Genomic DNA, 18,817 nt, shown 5'->3' on the forward strand with positions numbered 1-18,817 from the left:
GCTCCAACGAAAAGCCCCTGCATCTCACGATGCAGGGGCTTTGTCTTACTGCCTGATCACGCCGGCTGGAGCACCGACTGACCACTCAACGCCAGGTCCAGCAATTCACGGTTGGCCACCGCGTACATGGCGTAGTCCGTGCCGACCGCAGCACGGATTTCCACCATCATGGCGCGCCAGCGATCGGCCATGTCCTGGTGTTGCTCAAGCCACAGGGCCACGCGGGCTTCCATTTCCTGCGGTGCGTCGGCCATTTGCAGGACCGAGATAGTGATTGCCCGTTGCTGCCAGTCCACATCGTCGCGGAACGCTTCGCGGGCCTGGGCCTGCCAGTTGTTGGCCACCGGCAGATCACTGATCTGCTGCAGGTACCACGGCAGGTCCAGGGCGCTGCCGACGGCGAAGTAGGCCTTGGCCACTTCGGCGGCGTCGTGCCCGGTGACATCGGCGGCTTCGATGATCGGCAGCAAGGTGTACAGGTGGGTCGTGCCTGCCACCATGCGCGCCAGCAATTCCGGCACGCCGGCTTCGGTGTAGGCCTGGTAACGGGTCTGCCAGCCTTCGCGGGTCGGGCCTTCCAGCAGTTCGTCGAGCTTGAGGCCCAACGCGGCCAGATGCGGACCGAAGTGTGCGGTGTCACGGCCAGCGTCCTGCTCGTTGCGACGGCTGCGCAGGAACCAGCGCGTGGCGCGGCGGCCCAGGCGCATCAGCTCATCCATCAGCTCCAGTTGCACATCGGCCGACACCTGATGGTCCAGCGCTTCGATCTGACGGAACCAGTGCGGGAGATGGAAAATGTCACGCACGATCACATACGCACCGGCCACGTTCGCCGGGCTCATACCCGTCGACTCCTTGAGGCGCTGCACGAAGGTGATGCCCATGTGGTTGACCAGGTCGTTGGCGATCTGGGTGCTGACGATCTCGCGCTTCAGACGGTGGCGACGCATGGCCTCGGAGAACTTGGCCACCAGGCTCGGCGGGAAGGCGGTCTCCATGTCACGGGTCAGGTATTCGTCATCCGGCACCTGGGACTTGAGCAACGCTTCCTTGAGGTCGATCTTGCTGTACGAAATCAGCACCGACAGCTCCGGACGGGTGAGCCCCTTGCCGTTGGCGGCGCGCTCGGTGAGCTGCTCCTCGGTCGGCAGGTACTCGATGGCGCGGTCCAGCTTGCCACGGCCTTCCAGGTCGCTCATCAGACGCTTGTACTCGGCGGCACGCTCGTAGGCACGGCGCGCGGCCAGGGACAAAGCCTGGGTCTGCTTGTAGTTGTTGCCGAGCACCAGATGGCCGACTTCGTCGGTCATGCTCGCCAGCAGCTGGTTGCGCTGCTTGTCGGTCATGTCACCGGCCTGCACCACTTCGTTGAGCAGGATCTTGATGTTCACTTCGTGGTCGGAGCAGTCGACGCCACCGGCGTTGTCGATGAAGTCGGTGTTGGAACCGCCGCCATTGAGGCCGAATTCCACACGACCCAGCTGGGTCATGCCCAGGTTGCCGCCCTCGCCCACCACCTTGCAGCGCAGCTCGTTGCCGTTGACGCGCAAGGCGTCGTTGGCCTTGTCGCCCACGTCGGCATGGCTTTCGGTGCTGGCCTTGACGTAAGTGCCAATGCCGCCGTTCCACAACAGATCCACCGGTGCCTTGAGCAAGGCATTGAGCAGCTCGGTCGGGGTCAGCTTGTCGGCCTTGATGTCAAAGCGCTCTTTCATCTGCGGCGAGATGGCGATGCTTTTCGCGCTGCGCGAGAAGATGCCGCCGCCTTCGGACATGATGCTGGTGTCGTAGTCGGTCCAGGCCGAACGCGGCAGCTCGAACATGCGCTGGCGCTCGACGAAGCTGGTGGCCGGGTTCGGGTTCGGGTCGATGAAGATATGCAAGTGGTTGAAGGCCGCGACCAGTTGCAGCTTGTCGGACATGAGCAAGCCGTTACCGAACACGTCACCGGCCATGTCGCCGACGCCCACCACGGTGATGCTGTCTTCCTGCACATTGATGCCGCGCTCGCGGAAGTGACGCTGCACACCCACCCAGGCGCCCTTGGCGGTGATGCCCATTTTCTTGTGGTCGTAACCGGCCGAACCGCCGGAGGCAAACGCATCGCCCAGCCAGAAGCCGTAGTCGATGGCGATGCCGTTGGCGATGTCGGAGAAAGTCGCCGTGCCTTTGTCCGCCGCCACGACCAGATATGGGTCATCGTTGTCGTGACGCACAACGTTGGCCGGAGGCACCAGTGCGCCGTCCTTCAGGTTGTCGGTAATGTCCAGCAAGCCGGAGATGAAGATGCGGTAGCAGGCGATGCCCTCGGCCGCGATCTCGTCCCGGCTGCCGCCCAGCGGCAGGCGGCGCGGCAGGAAGCCGCCCTTGGCGCCCACCGGCACGATCACCGAGTTCTTCACTTGCTGGGCTTTTACCAGGCCGAGTACTTCGGTGCGGAAGTCCTCTTCACGGTCGGACCAGCGCAGGCCACCACGGGCGACGTTGCCAAAGCGCAGGTGCACGCCTTCAACCCGTGGCGAGTAGACGAAGATTTCGAACTTCGGCACCGGCTTGGGCAGCTCGGGAATCGCGTGCGGGTTGAACTTGAAGCTGAAGTACGACTTGTTCTGGCCGTTGGCGTCGGTCTGGTAGAAGTTGGTGCGCAGGGTGGCCTTGATCAGGTCCAGGTAGCGCCGCAGGATGCGGTCTTCGTTGAGCACCTGAACATCGTCCAGGGCGCTGGTGATCGCTTGTTCCAGACGCTGCTGCTTGTCTTCCAGGTCATCGGCGGTGAGCTTGCGCGCCAGGTAGAAGCGGGTCTTGAACAACCGGGTCAACTCGCGGGCGATGTCGGTGTGGTTGTTCAAGGTGCTGGCGATGTAGCCGAGGTCGAAGCCCAGGCGGATCTGCTTGAGGTAACGCGCGTAGGCACGCAGCAACGCCACGTCGCGCCAGGGCAGGCCGGCCGTGAGCACCAGGCGGTTGAACGCATCGTTCTCGGCGTCGCCATGCACGATGTGCACGAACGCGTCCTGCAGGGTGTCGTTGAGCTGCTGGATATCCAGGTTCACGCCTTCGGCGGCGATGAACGCAAAGTCATGGATCCAGAACTCGCGGCCATTGGCATGGCGCAGGCGGTACGGGAATTCACCCAGCACGCGCAGGCCGAGGTTTTCCAGGATCGGCAACACGTCGGACAGCGCCAACGGGGTGTCGGCGTGGTAGAGCTTGCAATGCAGCTCGCGCTGGCCGGAAACCTGGCCCAGCGGCTGATAGAAGCTCATCACCAGCGGGTTGGCTTCGGTGAGGCTGAGCAGGTGCTGCATGTCGACTACGGCCGAATGGGCGGCAAAGCGCTCACGGTAGCCCGCCGGGAAACCTTTCGGGAAATCCGCCAGCACGTTGGTGCCGTGGGCTTCGCCGAAGCTTTCGACGACCAGACTTGCGTAGTCGTCCTGCCAGCTGCGGCAGGCCTGCACCACTTCCTTTTCCAGTTGCAGCGGGTCGATGTCCAGGCGGTTCTTCGGGTCAACCCGCAGAATCAGCTGCACACGGGCCAGCACGGACTCGGAGAAGAAGGTCCAGAACTCGCAGTCGGAGGCTTTCAGGCGGTCCATCAGCACTTGCTGGATTTTCTGCCGCACCTCCGTGGAGTAGACGTCACGCGGCACATAGGCCAGGCAGTAGCAGAAGCGCCCGTACGGGTCCTTGCGCAGGAACACGCGGATCTTGTTGCGCTCCTGGATCTGCACGATCGACATCACGGTGCTGAACAGCTCGTCGACCGGGGTCTGGAACAGGTCGTCACGGGGCAGCACTTCAACGACCTGGGCCAGTTCCTTGCCCAAATGCGCCTTGGGCTGGAAGCCCGAGCGGCGTTCGACCTCCGCGACCTTGCGGCGGATATACGGGATAACCCGCACGCTTTCGCCGTACACCGACGAGGTGTACAGGCCCATGAAGCGGTGTTCCTTGAGGACCCTGCCGTCAGCATCGATCTCGCGGATCGACACGTAGTCCGGGTAGGCCGGGCGATGCACGCGGCTTGGGTGCGCCGCCTTGGCGAACGACAGCACGGTCGGCTCGCGCAGGTAGGCCACGGCGTAATCTTCGATGCGCAGGTCGTCGGCACTGAGGCCGGCGCGCAGCAGTTTGGTCAGACCGAGGAAGGAGCTGGCGTCATATTCGATATGACCACCGTCCGCCTCGTCACGTACCACGAATTCTTCGTAGCCCAGGAAGGTGAAGTGGTTGCCCACCAGCCATTCGAGGAAATTCTTGATCTCGGCTTTTTCTTCGCCGTCGATGGCGTACTGGCTGGCGTCGATACCCGCCAGCAGGTCCTGGACCTTGGCTTTCATCGGTTCGAAATCGGCCACCGCCACCCGCACTTCACCGAGTACCTGCTCCAGCTCTTTGCTCAGCACGTTCAGTTCGGCGGCGTTGGCGCAGCGGTCAATTTCCAGGTACATCAGCGACTCTTGCTCGATGCCCTCGCCCTGGGTGCCCTTGGGCAGGATTTCCAGCAGCTCGCCCTTGCTGCCACGACGGGTGCTGAGCACGGTGGTCTGCAAGGTGTGAATGCTGTAGCCACGGCGGTTCAGCTCGGTGCGCACCGAGTCCACCAGAAAGGGCAAGTCACGGTGCAGCACTTCGACCGCGGTGTGGGTCGACTGCCAGCCATGACGTTCGTAATCGGGGTTGTAAACGCGCACTTGCGGTTGCGCGGGATCAAAGCGCTCAAGCAGGCGCCAGGCAGACAGGGTGCAACCGGCCAGGTCGGACAGGCGACGCTGGGTCAGTTCATCCAGGGAAATAATGCCGAAGAATTGCTCGGCGAACAGCGCCACTTGTGGCAGTGCCTGTTCGCTGATGTGCTGCGCCAGTGCCGCTTGCAGTTGATGCTGGAAGTCGGCCTTGCTGGCTGCGGTGAAGAACGCCATCTGTGGTACTCCGCTTGGGCTTGTTATTGATGGAAGCGTCGCGTGTTATCCCCGTGCGGGGAGACCGTCAGCTCTGTTCGTGGGTAACGATGACAAGCACCATAAACGAATCAGGGTGACAGGTGGGTGAAGCTGGACAAGACAGTCAGGTCACATACAACTTCCACTGGATGAACCACAGCCGGATGACGGTACGACGGGCAGGTCAGACGCCCGGCCAGGGCACACCCGTTGCGCAGCTTACGAGTGTGGAAAGACGCCTGCTTGCGGTGCTGCGACATATTCGGTCATCGGCAAGCAGGGCTGGGGTTGCGATACGAACAATCTGTACTTTCCGGCAAAATAACCGGCTATTCCCCCGTGAGCGAGTACCGGAAATGACCGGTTCACGCTGTCAGGTCATGCACTGGGTGTGACACAGCGTGCAGCACAAAATTCGCCGCAATGGCACAATTGACCGCATACCGCCCCGCTTCCAGACAGGATTGCCCACCATGTTGCAACTGAAAACCGACGCCCTGATGGCCACCCCGTGCGACGACGAGGAAGACAACATGGCCATGCTGTGCTGCCACGGCAAGAGCGGCGAGATGTTCATGCTGACCCGTTACCCGGATGAGGATGAGGTTGAACTGACGTGGGACTACGAGCCATCGACCCTGGATGGGTTGAAGGTCACCCTGGGCGCCACGACCTTACTGGTCGAGGTGGCTGCCGGCGACGTCGATGCACTGGGAGGCAAGGATCAACTGCAAATCACGCACGCCACGGCTGCGTCGGACCTGGCAGAAGTCGAAGAAACCCTGCAGAACATCCTCAAGGGCACCGGCACCTTCACCCGACTCTAAAGGGTGTCAACGCTCAAATGTGGGAGCTGGCTTGCCTGCGATGGCACCAACCCGGCCTGGCTGACACGCCGAGTCACTGGTATCGCAGGCAAGCCAGCTGCCACACGGACGGTGCTCACAACAGAAAGTGTGTTCAACCCAATTTGGGCTTGCCACACAAAAATCCTACAAGTTTTGCCAAAAATACCCGTTACGCCGTTAGTCGCCGCCCCCTGCGATGCATTAAAGTAGACGCCCCCGGCCTTGGCTGCTTTCATAACACCCAGGTCCTTCTTCCCAGGAACCGTCATCGATGGAACATCGTGAAGCGCTGCTTGCGCTGCGAACCTTTCTTTCCACGCAGATTCTCGGCCAGGAAAAACTCATCGAGCGTCTGCTCATCGCGCTGTTGGCCGACGGCCACATGCTGGTGGAAGGCGCACCGGGCCTGGCCAAGACCAAGGCCATCAAAGAACTGGCCGAAGGCATCGAAGCGCAGTTCCATCGTATCCAGTTCACCCCCGACCTGTTGCCCGCCGACATCACCGGCACCGAGATCTATCGTCCGGAAACCGGCAGCTTCGTGTTCCAGCAAGGCCCGATCTTTCACAACCTGGTGCTGGCCGACGAAATCAACCGGGCGCCGGCCAAGGTGCAGTCGGCTTTGCTCGAGGCCATGGCCGAGCGCCAGGTCAGCGTGGGCCGCAGCACCTACGACCTGTCGCCACTGTTTCTGGTGATGGCCACGCAAAACCCCATCGAGCAGGAAGGCACCTACCCGTTGCCCGAAGCCCAGCTCGACCGTTTTCTGATGCACGTCAAGATCGGCTTCCCCGATGCCACCGTGGAGCGGCGCATCTTGCAACAGGCGCGCGGCGAAGCGCTCAACGGTGAAACCAAGCCCGAACGCCGCGTCAGCCAGCAGGCGATCTTCGCCGCGCGCAAGGAAATCCTCGGTCTTTACATGGCCGATGCGGTGGAGGAATACCTGGTGCAACTGGTGATGGCCACGCGCACTCCGGCCAAGTTCGACACGGAAATGGCCGAATGGATTGCCTACGGTGCCAGCCCCCGTGGCTCGATTGCCCTCGACCGCTGCGCCCGTGCCCACGCCTGGCTCGCCGGTCGCGACTTTGTCAGCCCCGAAGATATCCAGGCAGTGCTGTTCGACGTGCTGCGCCATCGCATCATCTTGTCCTTCGAAGCAGAAGCCGCCGGCATCGACCAGGACCGTGTGGTGCAACGCATTCTCGACGTCGTTGCCGTCGCTTGAAGCCGATGAACACCAGCGCCGGGATCCGCGTCACGCTCAGCGAGCTGATCGAGATGCGGCATCGCGTGCGCGAAGTTCAGCTGTTTTCCACGCCCGGCCAGCGCAGCCCGATGATGGGCCTGCACCATTCCAAGCTGCGCGGGCGCGGTGTCGACTTCGATCAGGTGCGCGTGTACCAGGCCGGCGACGATGTGCGCACCATCGACTGGCGCGTCACCGCACGCACCCAGGAACCGCACACCAAGCTGTTCCACGAAGAGCGCGAGCGCCCGATCTTCATCATGGTGGAGCAAAGCTGCCGGCTGTTTTTCGGCTCGGGGCAGATGTTCAAATCGGTGCTGGCGGCGCAGGCCGCCAGCCTGATCGGCTGGGCCGCGCTGGGGCATAACGACCGCGTTGGCGGGCTGGTGTTCGGCGACCGCGAGCACTACGAAATCAAACCGCGACGCAGCAAGCAAAGCCTGCTGCAACTGCTCAACCGCCTGGTGCACGTCAACCAGAGCCTGAATACCGAAAGCCTGCCGGAAGCCGACGCCCTGGGCATGGCCCTGCGCCGTGGCCGCGAGGTTTTACGCCCTGGCAGCCTGGGCATCGTGATCTGCGACGAGCGCGCCCTCACCGAAGGCGCCGAACAACAACTGAGCCTGCTGTCGCGCCATTGCGACCTGCTGCTGCTGCCGATTTCCGACCCGCTCGACCACGCCCTGCCCGCGGCCGGGCTGCTCAGGTTCGCGCAACGCGGTGCGCAACTGGAGCTGGACACACTCAACGTCGACCTGCGTCAGGCCTACAAGGCCCAGGCCGAGGCGCGCACGGCCCGCTGGGAACGGCTCGCGCAGAAACTGCGGGTGTTGTTGATGCCCTTGAGCACCCAGAGCGAAATGGTCGAGCAACTGCGCGAATACCTCAACCCGCAACGCCCGGTCAAAAAACAATGAGCAGCCTCGACCAACTGCAACCGCTGATCACTCCGCCGCCCATCGGCTTGTGGCCGCCCGCGCCGGGTTGGTGGCTGTTGCTGCTGGCAGTGCCGCTGCTCGGCTGGGGCCTGTGGTGGGCACGTCGCTGGCTGCCCACTCGCCGCCCCGTGGCCCGCGCCGAGCAACCGCTGGACCCGTTGCGCATCGCCGCCCTCGCCGAGCTGGCCCTGATGCCCAAACCGTACGACGGCGCCCCCGCCGGTGCCTGGCTGCAACAGCTCAACGGCCTGCTCAAGCGCCTGTGCCGCAACGATTACCCCTACAGCCAGAGCCACACCCTTAACGGCCGCAAATGGCTGGCGTTCCTCGACAACCGCTGCCCGGCTGCCGGCCTCACACGCTGGATGGTGCTGGTGGAAGGCGCCTACAAGCCCGAATGCAAGCTCGACGACAAGGCCATCGCTGGCCTCACCCAGGCCGTCGACACCTGGATTCGCAAACATGTTTGAGTTCGCCTGGCCGTGGATCTTCGCCCTGTTGCCGTTGCCCTGGTTGATGCGGCTGCTGCTGCCCATCGCCGACAGCGGCGAGCCGACACTCAAAGTCAGCTACCTCGAGGACCTCGAAGGCCTGGCCCGACGCCGCGCGCGCATCAACCTGCCCGGCTGGCGCCAGCAAGCACCGTTCGTGGTGCTGTGGCTGCTGCTGCTGACCGCCGCCGCCCGCCCCGAATGGCTCGGCGAACCACTGCCGATTGCCGCCAGTGGCCGCGACCTGCTGGTGGCGGTGGACGTGTCCGGCTCCATGGACTTTCCCGACATGCACTGGCAAGACGAGGACGTCAGTCGCCTCACCCTGGTCAAGCATTTGCTCGGCGATTTCCTGCAAGGCCGCGAAGGCGATCGCGTCGGGCTGATCCTGTTCGGCAGCCAGGCCTATTTGCAGGCGCCGCTGACATTCGACCGGCGCACCGTGCGCACCTGGCTGGACGAAGCGCGTATCGGCATCGCCGGCAAGAACACTGCCATCGGCGACGCCATTGGCCTGGCCCTCAAGCGTTTGCGCCAGCGCCCGGCACAGAGCCGCGTGCTGATTCTGGTCACCGACGGCGCCAACAATGGTGGGCAGATCGACCCGCTGACCGCCGCGCGCCTGGCAGCCGAGGAAGGCGTGAAGATCTACCCCATCGGCATCGGCGCCGACCCCGAGCAGACCGGCTCCCTGGGCATTCTCGGCGTCAACCCGAGCCTGGACCTCGACGAACCGGCGCTCAAGGCCATCGCCCAGGCCACCGGCGGCCAGTATTTCCGCGCCCGGGATGGCGAGGAACTGCAACAGGTCAAGGACACCCTCGACCGCCTCGAACCGGTCGAACAGCAACCCACCCAGGCCCGCCCGGCCCAGGCGTTGTACAGCGGGCCGCTGGCGTTGGCGCTGATCCTGAGCATGCTGCTGGTGATCCAGGAACGCTGGCCCGACAACGCGCTGCAACGGCTGTTGAGCAAACTGCCGAGCCGGGGGATGTTCCTGCCGCAGCGCCCCGAATGGCGTCAGCGCCTCAAACGCCTGCGTCTGCGGAGGCGTCGATGATCGATCTGTGGCCGCACTGGTTCCGTCCCGGATGGCTGTTGCTGCTGCCGCTGCTTGGCTGGCTGCTGTGGCAGTTGTGGCACCGGCAAAAACGCGCCGGGCGCTGGCAGATGATCCTGCCGCCGGCGTTCCATGCCGTGCTGCTCAGCGGCGGCAACGGGCGCGAGAGCAAATCGCCGTGGGTGCTGCTGGGCCTGGCGTGGCTGCTGGCCGTGCTGGCCTTGCTCGGCCCCAGCTGGCAACGCGTGGAACAAACCAGCCAGAAGCCTGCCGACCCGTTGGTGGTGCTGCTGGAGCTGACCCCGCAAATGCTCGCCACCGACAGCCCGCCCAATCGTCTCGAACAGGCGCGGCGCAAGCTGTATGACTTGCTGCAGGCGCGCAGCGATGCGCAAACCGCCATCGTGGTGTACGCCGGCAGCGCCCACACCCTGGTGCCACTGTCGGACGACCTCGGCACCAGCCGCAACCTGCTCGAAGCCCTGCGCCCCTCGATCATGCCCGAGCCCGGCCATCGCGCCGACCTCGCCGTGGAAAAGGCCCTGGCACTGCTCAAGCACGGCGGCCTCGGTCAGGGGCGTCTGCTGTTGATCGGCTCGTCGCTGTCCAAACAGGAGCGCCAGGGCATCCGGCTGCTGCTGCAGAGCAACGCGTCACCGGCGCTGTCGATCCTTGGCATTGGTAGCCGCGAAGGCACACCGGTGACCCAGGAAAGCGGCGAGTTCCTCAAGGACGAACAAGGCGCGATCCTGATCCCGCGGCTCGACAGCCCGACCCTCAAGGCTTTCGCCAACGAGATGGGCGGCCGCTACCGCGCGGCACGTCTGGACGACAAGGACCTGCGCCAGCTCGGCGTGCTGGACCCACCCCAAACCGTGCGCAGCGACGGCCAGTTGCTGCACCTCGACAGTTGGGCCGACCAGGGTTACTGGCTGCTGCTGCCGCTGTTGTTGTTGGCCGCCTGCGCCGGTCGGCGTGGCTGGTTGTTCTGCCTGCCGCTGCTGCTGATGGCCGCGCCGCAGCCCAGCTATGCCTTTGAGTTGCAGGACCTGTGGCTGCGCGCCGACCAGCAAGGCCAGCAGTTGCTGCAAAAACAACGCCCCGCCGAAGCCGCCGAGCATTTTACCGACCCGCAGTGGCAAGGCGTGGCGCTGTATGAGGCGGGCAACTATGCCGAGGCCATCAAGCGTTTTGCCCAGGGCTCTGATGCCAGCGCCCACTACAACCGAGGCAACGCCCTGGCCCGCTCCGGCGAGCTGGAAGCGGCGATCGATGCCTACGACCAGGCCCTGGAAGCACAGCCGGACCTGCAACCGGCGCTGAAAAACAAGGCGCTGGTCGAAGCCCTGATGCAGCAGCAGGCGCCCCCCGAGCCGCCAGAGCCTGCAAAAAACGAAGATGACGAAACCACCCAACCCGGCCAAACTGCGCAACCGGGCGACAACGGGCAACGGGCCACCGGCGGCGAGCAATCGTCCCAGGGTCAGGGCCAGACCGGCGACACCCGGCCGGGTACGCCGGCGAAGTCCGGCAGCAACGAAGTACCGGGCAGCGAGCTGGGCGACGAGCAAACCACCACCCCGCCGCTGAGCGCCAATGACGCCAGCCTTGACGGCGAACACCGCCAGGCCCTGGAACAATGGCTGCGGCAGATTCCGGACAACCCCGGCGAGCTGCTGCGGCGCAAATTCTGGTACGAACAGCAACAGCATCAGGACAAGACGCGATGAGCCGCCGCACCACCCTTCTGCTTCTGCTCGCGCTGACGGCAGGCCCCGCCCAGGCGGCGAGCCTGGTCGCCAGCGTCGACCGCAGCCGCCTCAACTCCGGGGAAACGGTGGAACTGACGGTGGAATCGAGCGACGTCACCCAATTCGGCAAGCCCGACCTGTCGCCCCTGGACGCGCAGTTCGAAGTCAGCGGCACGCGCCAGATCAACCAGCTCACCACCCTGGGCGGCGACAACCACGCGACCACGCGCTGGATCATCACGTTGTTGCCCAAGGAGAACGGCGAGGTTGTGATCCCGCCGCTGCAGGTGGGCGAGTACACGACCCAGCCGATCACCCTGCAAGTGATGGAAACCGCCAGCCAGAACACCAGCGCCGAGCTTGCGCCCGTGTTTGTGCAGGCCAGCCTCGACCAGACCACCGCGTACGTGCAGGCTCAGGTGCTGTTGACCGTGCGCGTGTACCACTCGGTGTCGCTGTATGACGACAGCAGCCTTACGCCATTGCAGATCCCGGATGCGCGCATCGAGCAACTGGGCGAGTCGCGCACCTACGAGAAAGTCATCAACAGCATCCGCCATGGCGTGATCGAAACACGCTACGCCCTCTACCCGCAGCGCAGCGGCGCCGTGGAGATTCCCGCGCAGACCTTCAGCGCAACACTGGTGGAGTCGCGCCCGGCGCAGGAGAACACCCTGCAAGGCACCAAGCCGGGCAAGCTGATCCACGTCAGCTCCGCGCCCATGCTGCTGACGGTCAAGCCCAAACCCGCCCTGTACCCGGCGGATACGCCCTGGTTACCGGCGCGCAGCCTGACCCTCACGGAAAGCTGGAACCCGGAGCCTGCGCATGTACAGGTGGGTGACTCGCTGACCCGCAGCCTCACGGTCAAGGCCGAAGGACTGTCCAGCGCGCAACTGCCGGCCCTGCCCAGCACCGACATCGCGGGCCTGCGTCGTTACCCCGACCAGCCGGTGCTGGGCAACCAGAACAGTGACCGTGGTCTGGTCGGCAGCCGCGAAGACCGCGAGGCCCTGGTACCCAACCGGGTCGGAACGCTGGAGCTGCCGCCGGTGGAAGTGGTGTGGTGGAACACCCACGAAGACCACCTTGAGCGCACCAGCCTCCCCGCCCGCACCCTGCAAGTGGCCAACAACCCGAGCCTGGTGGTGGACACGCCCGCCACGCCGACCATCATCACCGCGCCGGACGACAGCCGTCTGTGGCTGTGGCAGTTAAGCACCCTGCTGCTGGCCTGCACCACCCTGCTCGGCTTCGGCCTGTGGTGGCGCGCCCGCTCGCAGCCGGCCGTGCTGCGTGCTGCGCAAACCGGCCCGAGCCCGCGCAGCCTGCTCGACGACCTCAAGCGCGCCACCCAGGCCAACGACCCCCAGGCCACGCGCCAGGCGCTGGACGCCTGGGCCCGCCAGCAACCGGAAACCCTGGCCGAGATGGCTGCGCGCTTTGTGCCGTTATCGGATGCGCTGGATGGGTTGAATGGCGCGCTGTACAGCGAAGGAGGCCATTACTGGCTGGGGGAAGACCTGTGGCGCGCGGTGAAAGCCATTCCGATAGCGGACCGCGAGCAGGACCCAACAACGGACAGCACCAGCTTGCCGCCGCTTTATCCCAAATAACCGACACACCCAAAACTCATGTGGGTGGGTTTGTCTGTGGCGAGCAGGCAAGCCCTAATGCCGTTCAGTTAAGCGCAGATTCCCTGTGGCGAGCAGGCTTGTCCTGCGTTGGGCTGCGCAGCAGCCCCAAAGCCAGGCGCTGAGCCGTATCAGGTACACCGCGTTTTGCTCGATTGGGGGCGCTTCGCACCCCAACGCGGGGCAAGCCCGCTCGCCACAATAAGCCCACACATTTTCCTTAACTGAACGGCATTAGGGCAAGCCCGCTCGCCACAGGGAGGGTGAGATTTCCGGTTCTAAAGCAGCCCGTTATTTTGTGTTTGATAAGAGTGGCTTGCCCCTCCCACCCTTGAACTGTGTCGGTTGCAGGCATAGCCCGCGCTTTTGCAGGTAAACTCCCCTCCTTTCCCTCTTCTCCACGGAGTTCGCCTTGCGTCTGTTTCACACCTCCGACTGGCACCTGGGCCAAAACCTCCATGGCCAGGAACGCGACTTCGAACACGCCTGTTTCCTGGACTGGCTGCTGGCCCAGCTCAAGACCCACAGCCCTGACGTGCTGCTGATCGCCGGCGATATCTTCGACACGGTCAACCCGCCACTCAAGGCCCAGGAGCGGCTGTATGACTTCATCATCAGCGCCCACGAACAAAACCCCGCACTGACCATCGTGATGATCGCCGGCAACCATGACTCCGGCTCGCGCATCGAGTTGCCCGCGCCGTTGATGCGCCGTCTGCGTACCCATGCGCTGGGCCGGGTGCTGTGGCTGGATGACGGGCAACTGGATGCCGAGCGCCTGCTGATCCCCTTGACCAATGCCAAAGGCAAGATTGCCGGCTGGTGCCTGGCGCTGCCCTTCCTGCGCCCGGCGGAAGTCACTGGCGCGCACTTGGGCGACGACTACCTGCGCGGCATCGGCCAAGTGCATGAATGGTTGATCGCCGCCGCCAACGCCAAGCGCAAAAAAGGCCAGGCGCTGATTGCCATCAGCCATGCGCATATGGCCGGCGGTTCGGTGTCCGAAGACTCCGAGCGCAGCCTGATCATCGGCAATGCCGAGGCGCTGCCCGCCAGTCTGTTCGATAAAAGTGTCGGTTACGTAGCCCTCGGTCATTTGCACAAGCCACAAAAGGTGAACGGCGAAGAGCGCATTCGCTACAGCGGCTCGCCGATTCCACTGTCGTTTTCCGAGATCGGCTACAAACACCAGATTCTCGACGTGATGTTCCAGGGCGAAAGGCTGGTCAGCGTCGAACCGCTGCTGATCCCGCGCTCGGTCAACCTGCAGCGCCTGGACGCCGCACCGCTGGCTGACATTCTCAAGGCCCTGGCAGATTTGCCCGACGTCGACCTGCTCGCCGAAACCCAGCGCCACCCCTGGCTTGAAGTGCGGGTGCGCCTGGATGAGCCGCAGCCGGACCTGCGCCAGCAAATCGAAGCCGCCCTGCAAGGCAAGGCCGTGCGCCTGGTGCGCATCGCCGCCGAATACGCTGGCAAGCGCGGCCAGGACGACAACGATGACGCGCGGCTGATCGAACTCGACCAGCTCACGCCCCAGGAATTGTTCAGCCGCGCCTGGCACGACAGCTACGGCAGTGAAGTGGACGAGCAGACCCTCAAGGACTTCGCCGTGCTGCTCCAGGAAGTGCAACAGGAGGAGCAACAGCCATGAAGATTCTTGCCATCCGCCTGAAAAACCTTGCCTCATTGGCAGGTCCGTTTGAAATCGACTTTACCGCCGAGCCGCTGGCCAGTGCCGGCCTGTTTGCGATCACAGGCCCCACCGGCGCGGGTAAAAGCACCCTGCTCGATGCCTTGTGCCTGGCGCTGTTTGGCGCGGTGCCACGTCTGGGCGACACCGGGCAGGCGAAAATGCCCGATGCCGACACCGATATTTCCATCGGCGACCCGCGCACACTGATTCGTCGCGGCACCGGCGGCGGGTATGCCGAAGTGGATTTTGTCGGCGTCAACGGCCGTCGCTACCGCGCGCGCTGGGAGGCCAACCGCGCCCGCGACAAGGCCAGCGGCAAACTGCAGAACAGTCGCCAAAGCCTGCTCGACCTGGACAGCGATCAGGTGCTGGCCAGCCAGAAAACCGAATACAAAACTCAGCTGGAACTGGCCCTTGGTCTGAACTTCGAGCAGTTCACCCGTGCGGTGTTGCTGGCGCAAAGCGAGTTCAGTGCGTTCCTCAAGGCCAACGACAACGAGCGCAGCGAGCTGCTGGAGAAGCTCACCGACACCGCGCTGTACACCCAGCTTGGTCGCCGTGCCTTCGACAAGACCAAAGACGCGCGAGACGTGCACAAGCAGTTGCAGGATCAAGCCACCGGCATTGTCCCGCTGACCGCCGAGGCCCGCGCCGAACTGGACCAGCAACTGAGCGAGGCGCAACAACAGCTTAAAACCCGGCAGGCTCAGCTCAGGCAGCTGGAGTTGCAGCACACCTGGCTCAAGGAACTGCGCGAGTGGCAAGAGCGCTATCAACATGCGGCGCAGCAACTGCAGCGCGACGAGCAGGCCTGGGCAGCCCAAGCCCCGCTGCGCCAGGACCTTAATCACCTGGAGCAGTTGGCGCCGCAGCGACACCATTTTGCACGCCAGGCCGAACTCAGTACCTTGCTCCCGCCACTGGCGGCGCAGATTCAGCAGCATATTGAACAGCAACACGCGCTGCAGACCCGCCAGCAGCAGGCACAGCTGCAACAAACCAGCGCGCACAGCGCCGTGGCCCAGGCTGTAAAAAACCAGGCCGACGCTGCGCCGCTGTTGCGCCAGGCCGTCGAAGAGCAAAGCACCCTCGCCCACCTGACCCGCGACCTCGCCAGGCGCACCGAAGAAAAACACCAGCAGCAAAGCGCCTGCCTGGAAGGCCAGGCCCGGCTCAAAGCCATGCAGGACAAACACGCCGACGTCGAACAGCGCCTGCAACGCCTGGCCGCGGAGCTTGAGCGCAGCGCCAGCCTCGCCCCGCTGAGCGACGCCTGGAACGCCTACCGCGACCGCCTGCAACAGTTGATGCTGATCGGCAACCGCCTGAGCAAAGGCCAGGCCGAATTGCCCCAACTGGAGCAGCGCGCCACGGCCACTGCACAGGCGTTCGCCGAGCAGCGCGAAGCGTTGGACCTGCTGTTTCAGGAGGCCGGTGCCGAACCCCACGCGGTAGCGGAACAGGTGCAACTGCTGGCCAGCCTGCTGCAGGACAATCGCAAGCAGCAGCGCGCCTTCGAAGAACTGACGCGCCTGTGGGACAGCCAGCAACAGTTGGACCAGCAAGCCGCCACCCTCACGCAGAAGCTCGCCGATGCCGCGCAACAACGCGAGCAACTGAACCAGGCCGGCCTGCAAGCCAAGGCCGAACTGGCGGTGGCCGAACAGACCCTCACCGTGACCCGGCAGCTGCTGGAGCGCCAACGCCTGGCGCGCAGTGCCAGCGTCGAGGAGTTGCGTGAACAGTTACAGGATGACCAGCCCTGCCCCGTGTGCGGCAGCCCTGAACACCCGTATCACCAGCCCGAAGCGTTGCTGCACAGCCTGGGCCGTCACGATGAAACCGAAGAGGCCACGGCGCAGAAGGTCGTCGACACGCTCAAGGAAAAGCTCACCGAACTGCGCGGTGAAGTCGGTGGACTGATCGCCCAGCAGAAAGAGTTTTTGCAACAACAGGAACACCTGGCCGCCCAGCACACCGCGCTCAAGCCGAGCCTTGAAGCGCACCCGTTGTCGGCTTCGCTGTTCAATCAGGAAGCGGCCAAACGCAGCGCCTGGCTGGGCCAGCAACTCAACCAGCTGACTCAGAGCATCGGCCAGGACGAACAGCGCCAGGCCGCACTGCTCAACCTGCAACAGAATGCCGGGCGCCTGCAACAGCAGCTGAACAGCGCCCAGCAAGCGAGCCAGCAAGCGCGCCAACTGATGCTCGACCAGCAACGCGAGCTGGCCAACGACCGCGAACGCCTGGACGAGGAATTGCACGCCTTCGCCAACCTGTTGCCCGCCGAAACCCTCGACGGTTTGCGCAGCGATCCGGCAGCAACCTTCATGCTGCTCGACCAGCACGTCAGCCAGCGGCTTGAGCAACTGCGCCACCAACGCGACGAACTGGCCGAACAACAAGCGCGTCAGCAGGCCATCGAAAAAGAGCACACCCATCAGCAACACCGTGAGCAACAGCTCGACGCGCTCAACCAGCAATTCAACGCGCTGACGACGCAGCAACAGGCCGCTCAGGAAAAACTCGGTACTTTGCTGGGGGACTACACCAGCGCCGAGCACTGGCAAGAGCAACTGGAACAGGCGGTGGTGCAATCGCGCCAGAGCGAAGCCGAGGCCAGTCAACAGGTGCAGGCTATTCACGACGAACTGATCCAACTGGCGGCCGACCTCAAGGCCCGCCAGGAGCGTCAGTCGGCGCTGCACAGCGAACAACAGGCACTCGACACGCGCTTGAGCGAGTGGCGCGCACGGCATCCCGAGCTGGATGACACACACCTCACGCGTTTGCTGGCGTTCGATGATGCCCAACTCAGTGAACTGCGTCAGCAGGTGCAGACCAGCGAAAAAGCCCTCGGGCAAGCCAGGGTGTTGCTGCATGAGCGCGAACAGCGCCTGGCCGAACACCAGGCCCTGCACAACGGCAACCTCGAAGCAGAACAGTTGGACAACAGCCTTGCCGCCCTCAACCAGCAACTGGGCGAGACCGAGAAACAGTGCGCAGAGCTGCGCGCACGGCAGTCCGAAGACCAGCGCCGTCAGGCGGCCAACAGCGCACTGGCCGCGCAAATCGCCCAGGCCTATGAAGAATGGCAGCGCTGGGCACGCCTGAGCGCACTGATCGGCTCGGCCACCGGCGACACCTTCCGCAAGATCGCCCAGGCCTACAACCTCGACCTGCTGGTGCACCACGCCAACGTGCAGTTGCGCCAACTGGTGCGCCGCTACCGCCTCAAGCGCGGCGGCAGCATGCTCGGCCTGCTGGTAATGGACACTGAAATGGGCGACGAACTGCGCTCGGTGCATTCGTTGTCCGGCGGCGAGACGTTTCTGGTGTCCCTGGCGCTGGCATTGGGGCTGGCGTCAATGGCGTCGAGCACGCTGAAGATCGAGTCGCTGTTTATCGACGAAGGTTTCGGCAGCCTGGACCCGGAGTCGCTGCAACTGGCGATGGACGCGCTGGACGGCTTGCAGGCCCAGGGCCGCAAGGTGGCGGTGATTTCCCATGTACAGGAGATGCACGAGCGCATCCCCGTGCAGATCCAGGTCAAGCGTCAGGGCAACGGCTTGAGTACCCTGGAGGTCAAGTGAGCGAGGCGCTGCTGTATTCGTTCCGGCGCTGCCCCTATGCGATGCGCGCTCGCATGGCGTTGCGTTACGCCGAGGTGGCGGTGCGCATCGTCGAAGTGAGCCTCAAGGCCAAGCCGGCCGACATGCTCGCGCTGTCGCCCAAGGGCACGGTGCCGGTGCTGAGCGTGGGGGGCCGAGTGATTGATGAAAGCCTGGCGATCATGCAGTGGGCATTGGCGCAGCACGACCCGGATGACTGGCTGCTGGACGGCGATCCGGCGGTGCTGGCGTTGATCGCCGAGAATGACCAGAACTTCAAACATCATTTGAATCGATACAAGTACGCCGAGCGTTACCCGCAGCATCCGATGGAACATTATCGGGCCGAGGGTGAGGTATTCCTGCAGACGCTGGAAAATTTACTGACGGAGCGTCGCTGTTTGCTGGCCGATCATTTGAGCCTGGCAGATGTGGCGCTGGCGCCGTTCGTGCGCCAGTTTGCCCATGTGGATCGCGAGTGGTTCGCCAGTACGCCCTATACCCGATTACAAACCTGGCTGCAGCGCTTTGTGGAATCACCGCTGTTTGTAGCGGTAATGGCCAAACCCTGAGTTCAACACCATCAAATG

Annotated in this window: 11 protein-coding genes; 10 read left to right on the forward strand and 1 reads right to left on the reverse strand. The window is 64.0% G+C overall.

Annotated features, from left to right (window positions below; genetic code table 11):
• Positions 1–56: 56 nt before the first annotated feature.
• Positions 57–4,925 carry an NAD-glutamate dehydrogenase gene (locus tag TU79_RS18180; RefSeq protein WP_057009282.1) on the reverse strand — a complete coding sequence of 1,623 codons (4,869 nt, stop codon included), beginning with the start codon at positions 4,923–4,925 and terminating at the stop codon, positions 57–59.
• Positions 4,926–5,419: 494 nt separating this feature from the next.
• Here TU79_RS18180 and TU79_RS18185 point away from each other — a divergent pair, with 494 nt between their 5' ends.
• The 10 genes from TU79_RS18185 to TU79_RS18235 all read left to right on the forward strand — a co-directional run bounded on the left by TU79_RS18185 (position 5,420) and on the right by TU79_RS18235 (position 18,799).
• Positions 5,420–5,773, forward strand: a complete 354-nt coding sequence (locus TU79_RS18185; RefSeq protein WP_057009283.1) for a hypothetical protein — start codon at positions 5,420–5,422, stop codon at positions 5,771–5,773.
• Positions 5,774–6,065: 292 nt separating this feature from the next.
• A complete protein-coding gene (locus TU79_RS18195) occupies positions 6,066–7,025 on the forward strand; it encodes an AAA family ATPase (protein WP_057009285.1) in 960 nt (319 codons plus the stop codon).
• Positions 7,026–7,030: 5 nt separating this feature from the next.
• Positions 7,031–7,963 carry a DUF58 domain-containing protein gene (locus TU79_RS18200; RefSeq protein WP_057009286.1) on the forward strand — a complete coding sequence of 311 codons (933 nt, stop codon included), beginning with the start codon at positions 7,031–7,033 and terminating at the stop codon, positions 7,961–7,963.
• A complete protein-coding gene (locus tag TU79_RS18205; RefSeq protein WP_057009287.1) occupies positions 7,960–8,454 on the forward strand; it encodes a DUF4381 domain-containing protein in 495 nt (164 codons plus the stop codon). Before TU79_RS18200 ends, TU79_RS18205 begins: the two co-directional genes overlap by 4 nt.
• Complete coding sequence (locus TU79_RS18210) at positions 8,447–9,535, forward strand: vWA domain-containing protein (RefSeq protein ID WP_057009288.1); 1,089 nt, start codon at positions 8,447–8,449, stop codon at positions 9,533–9,535. Before TU79_RS18205 ends, TU79_RS18210 begins: the two co-directional genes overlap by 8 nt.
• On the forward strand, positions 9,532–11,265 hold the full coding sequence (locus tag TU79_RS18215; RefSeq protein ID WP_057009289.1) for a tetratricopeptide repeat protein: 1,734 nt from the start codon (positions 9,532–9,534) through the stop codon (positions 11,263–11,265). The genes TU79_RS18210 and TU79_RS18215 overlap by 4 nt, the downstream gene beginning before the upstream one ends.
• Entirely contained in the window at positions 11,262–12,902 is a 1,641-nt protein-coding gene (locus tag TU79_RS18220; protein ID WP_057009290.1) for a BatD family protein, read from the forward strand. Before TU79_RS18215 ends, TU79_RS18220 begins: the two co-directional genes overlap by 4 nt.
• 430 nt (positions 12,903–13,332) lie before the next feature.
• On the forward strand, positions 13,333–14,574 hold the full coding sequence (locus TU79_RS18225; protein WP_057009291.1) for an exonuclease SbcCD subunit D C-terminal domain-containing protein: 1,242 nt from the start codon (positions 13,333–13,335) through the stop codon (positions 14,572–14,574).
• Positions 14,571–18,209, forward strand: a complete 3,639-nt coding sequence (locus TU79_RS18230; protein ID WP_057009292.1) for an AAA family ATPase — start codon at positions 14,571–14,573, stop codon at positions 18,207–18,209. The genes TU79_RS18225 and TU79_RS18230 overlap by 4 nt, the downstream gene beginning before the upstream one ends.
• Positions 18,206–18,799, forward strand: coding sequence for a glutathione S-transferase (locus TU79_RS18235; protein WP_057009293.1), 594 nt, complete (start codon positions 18,206–18,208; stop codon positions 18,797–18,799). The genes TU79_RS18230 and TU79_RS18235 overlap by 4 nt, the downstream gene beginning before the upstream one ends.
• Positions 18,800–18,817 lie beyond the last annotated feature (18 nt).

The sequence above is a fragment of the Pseudomonas trivialis genome, assembly GCF_001439805.1.
GTDB classification, from domain to species: domain Bacteria; phylum Pseudomonadota; class Gammaproteobacteria; order Pseudomonadales; family Pseudomonadaceae; genus Aquipseudomonas; species Aquipseudomonas trivialis.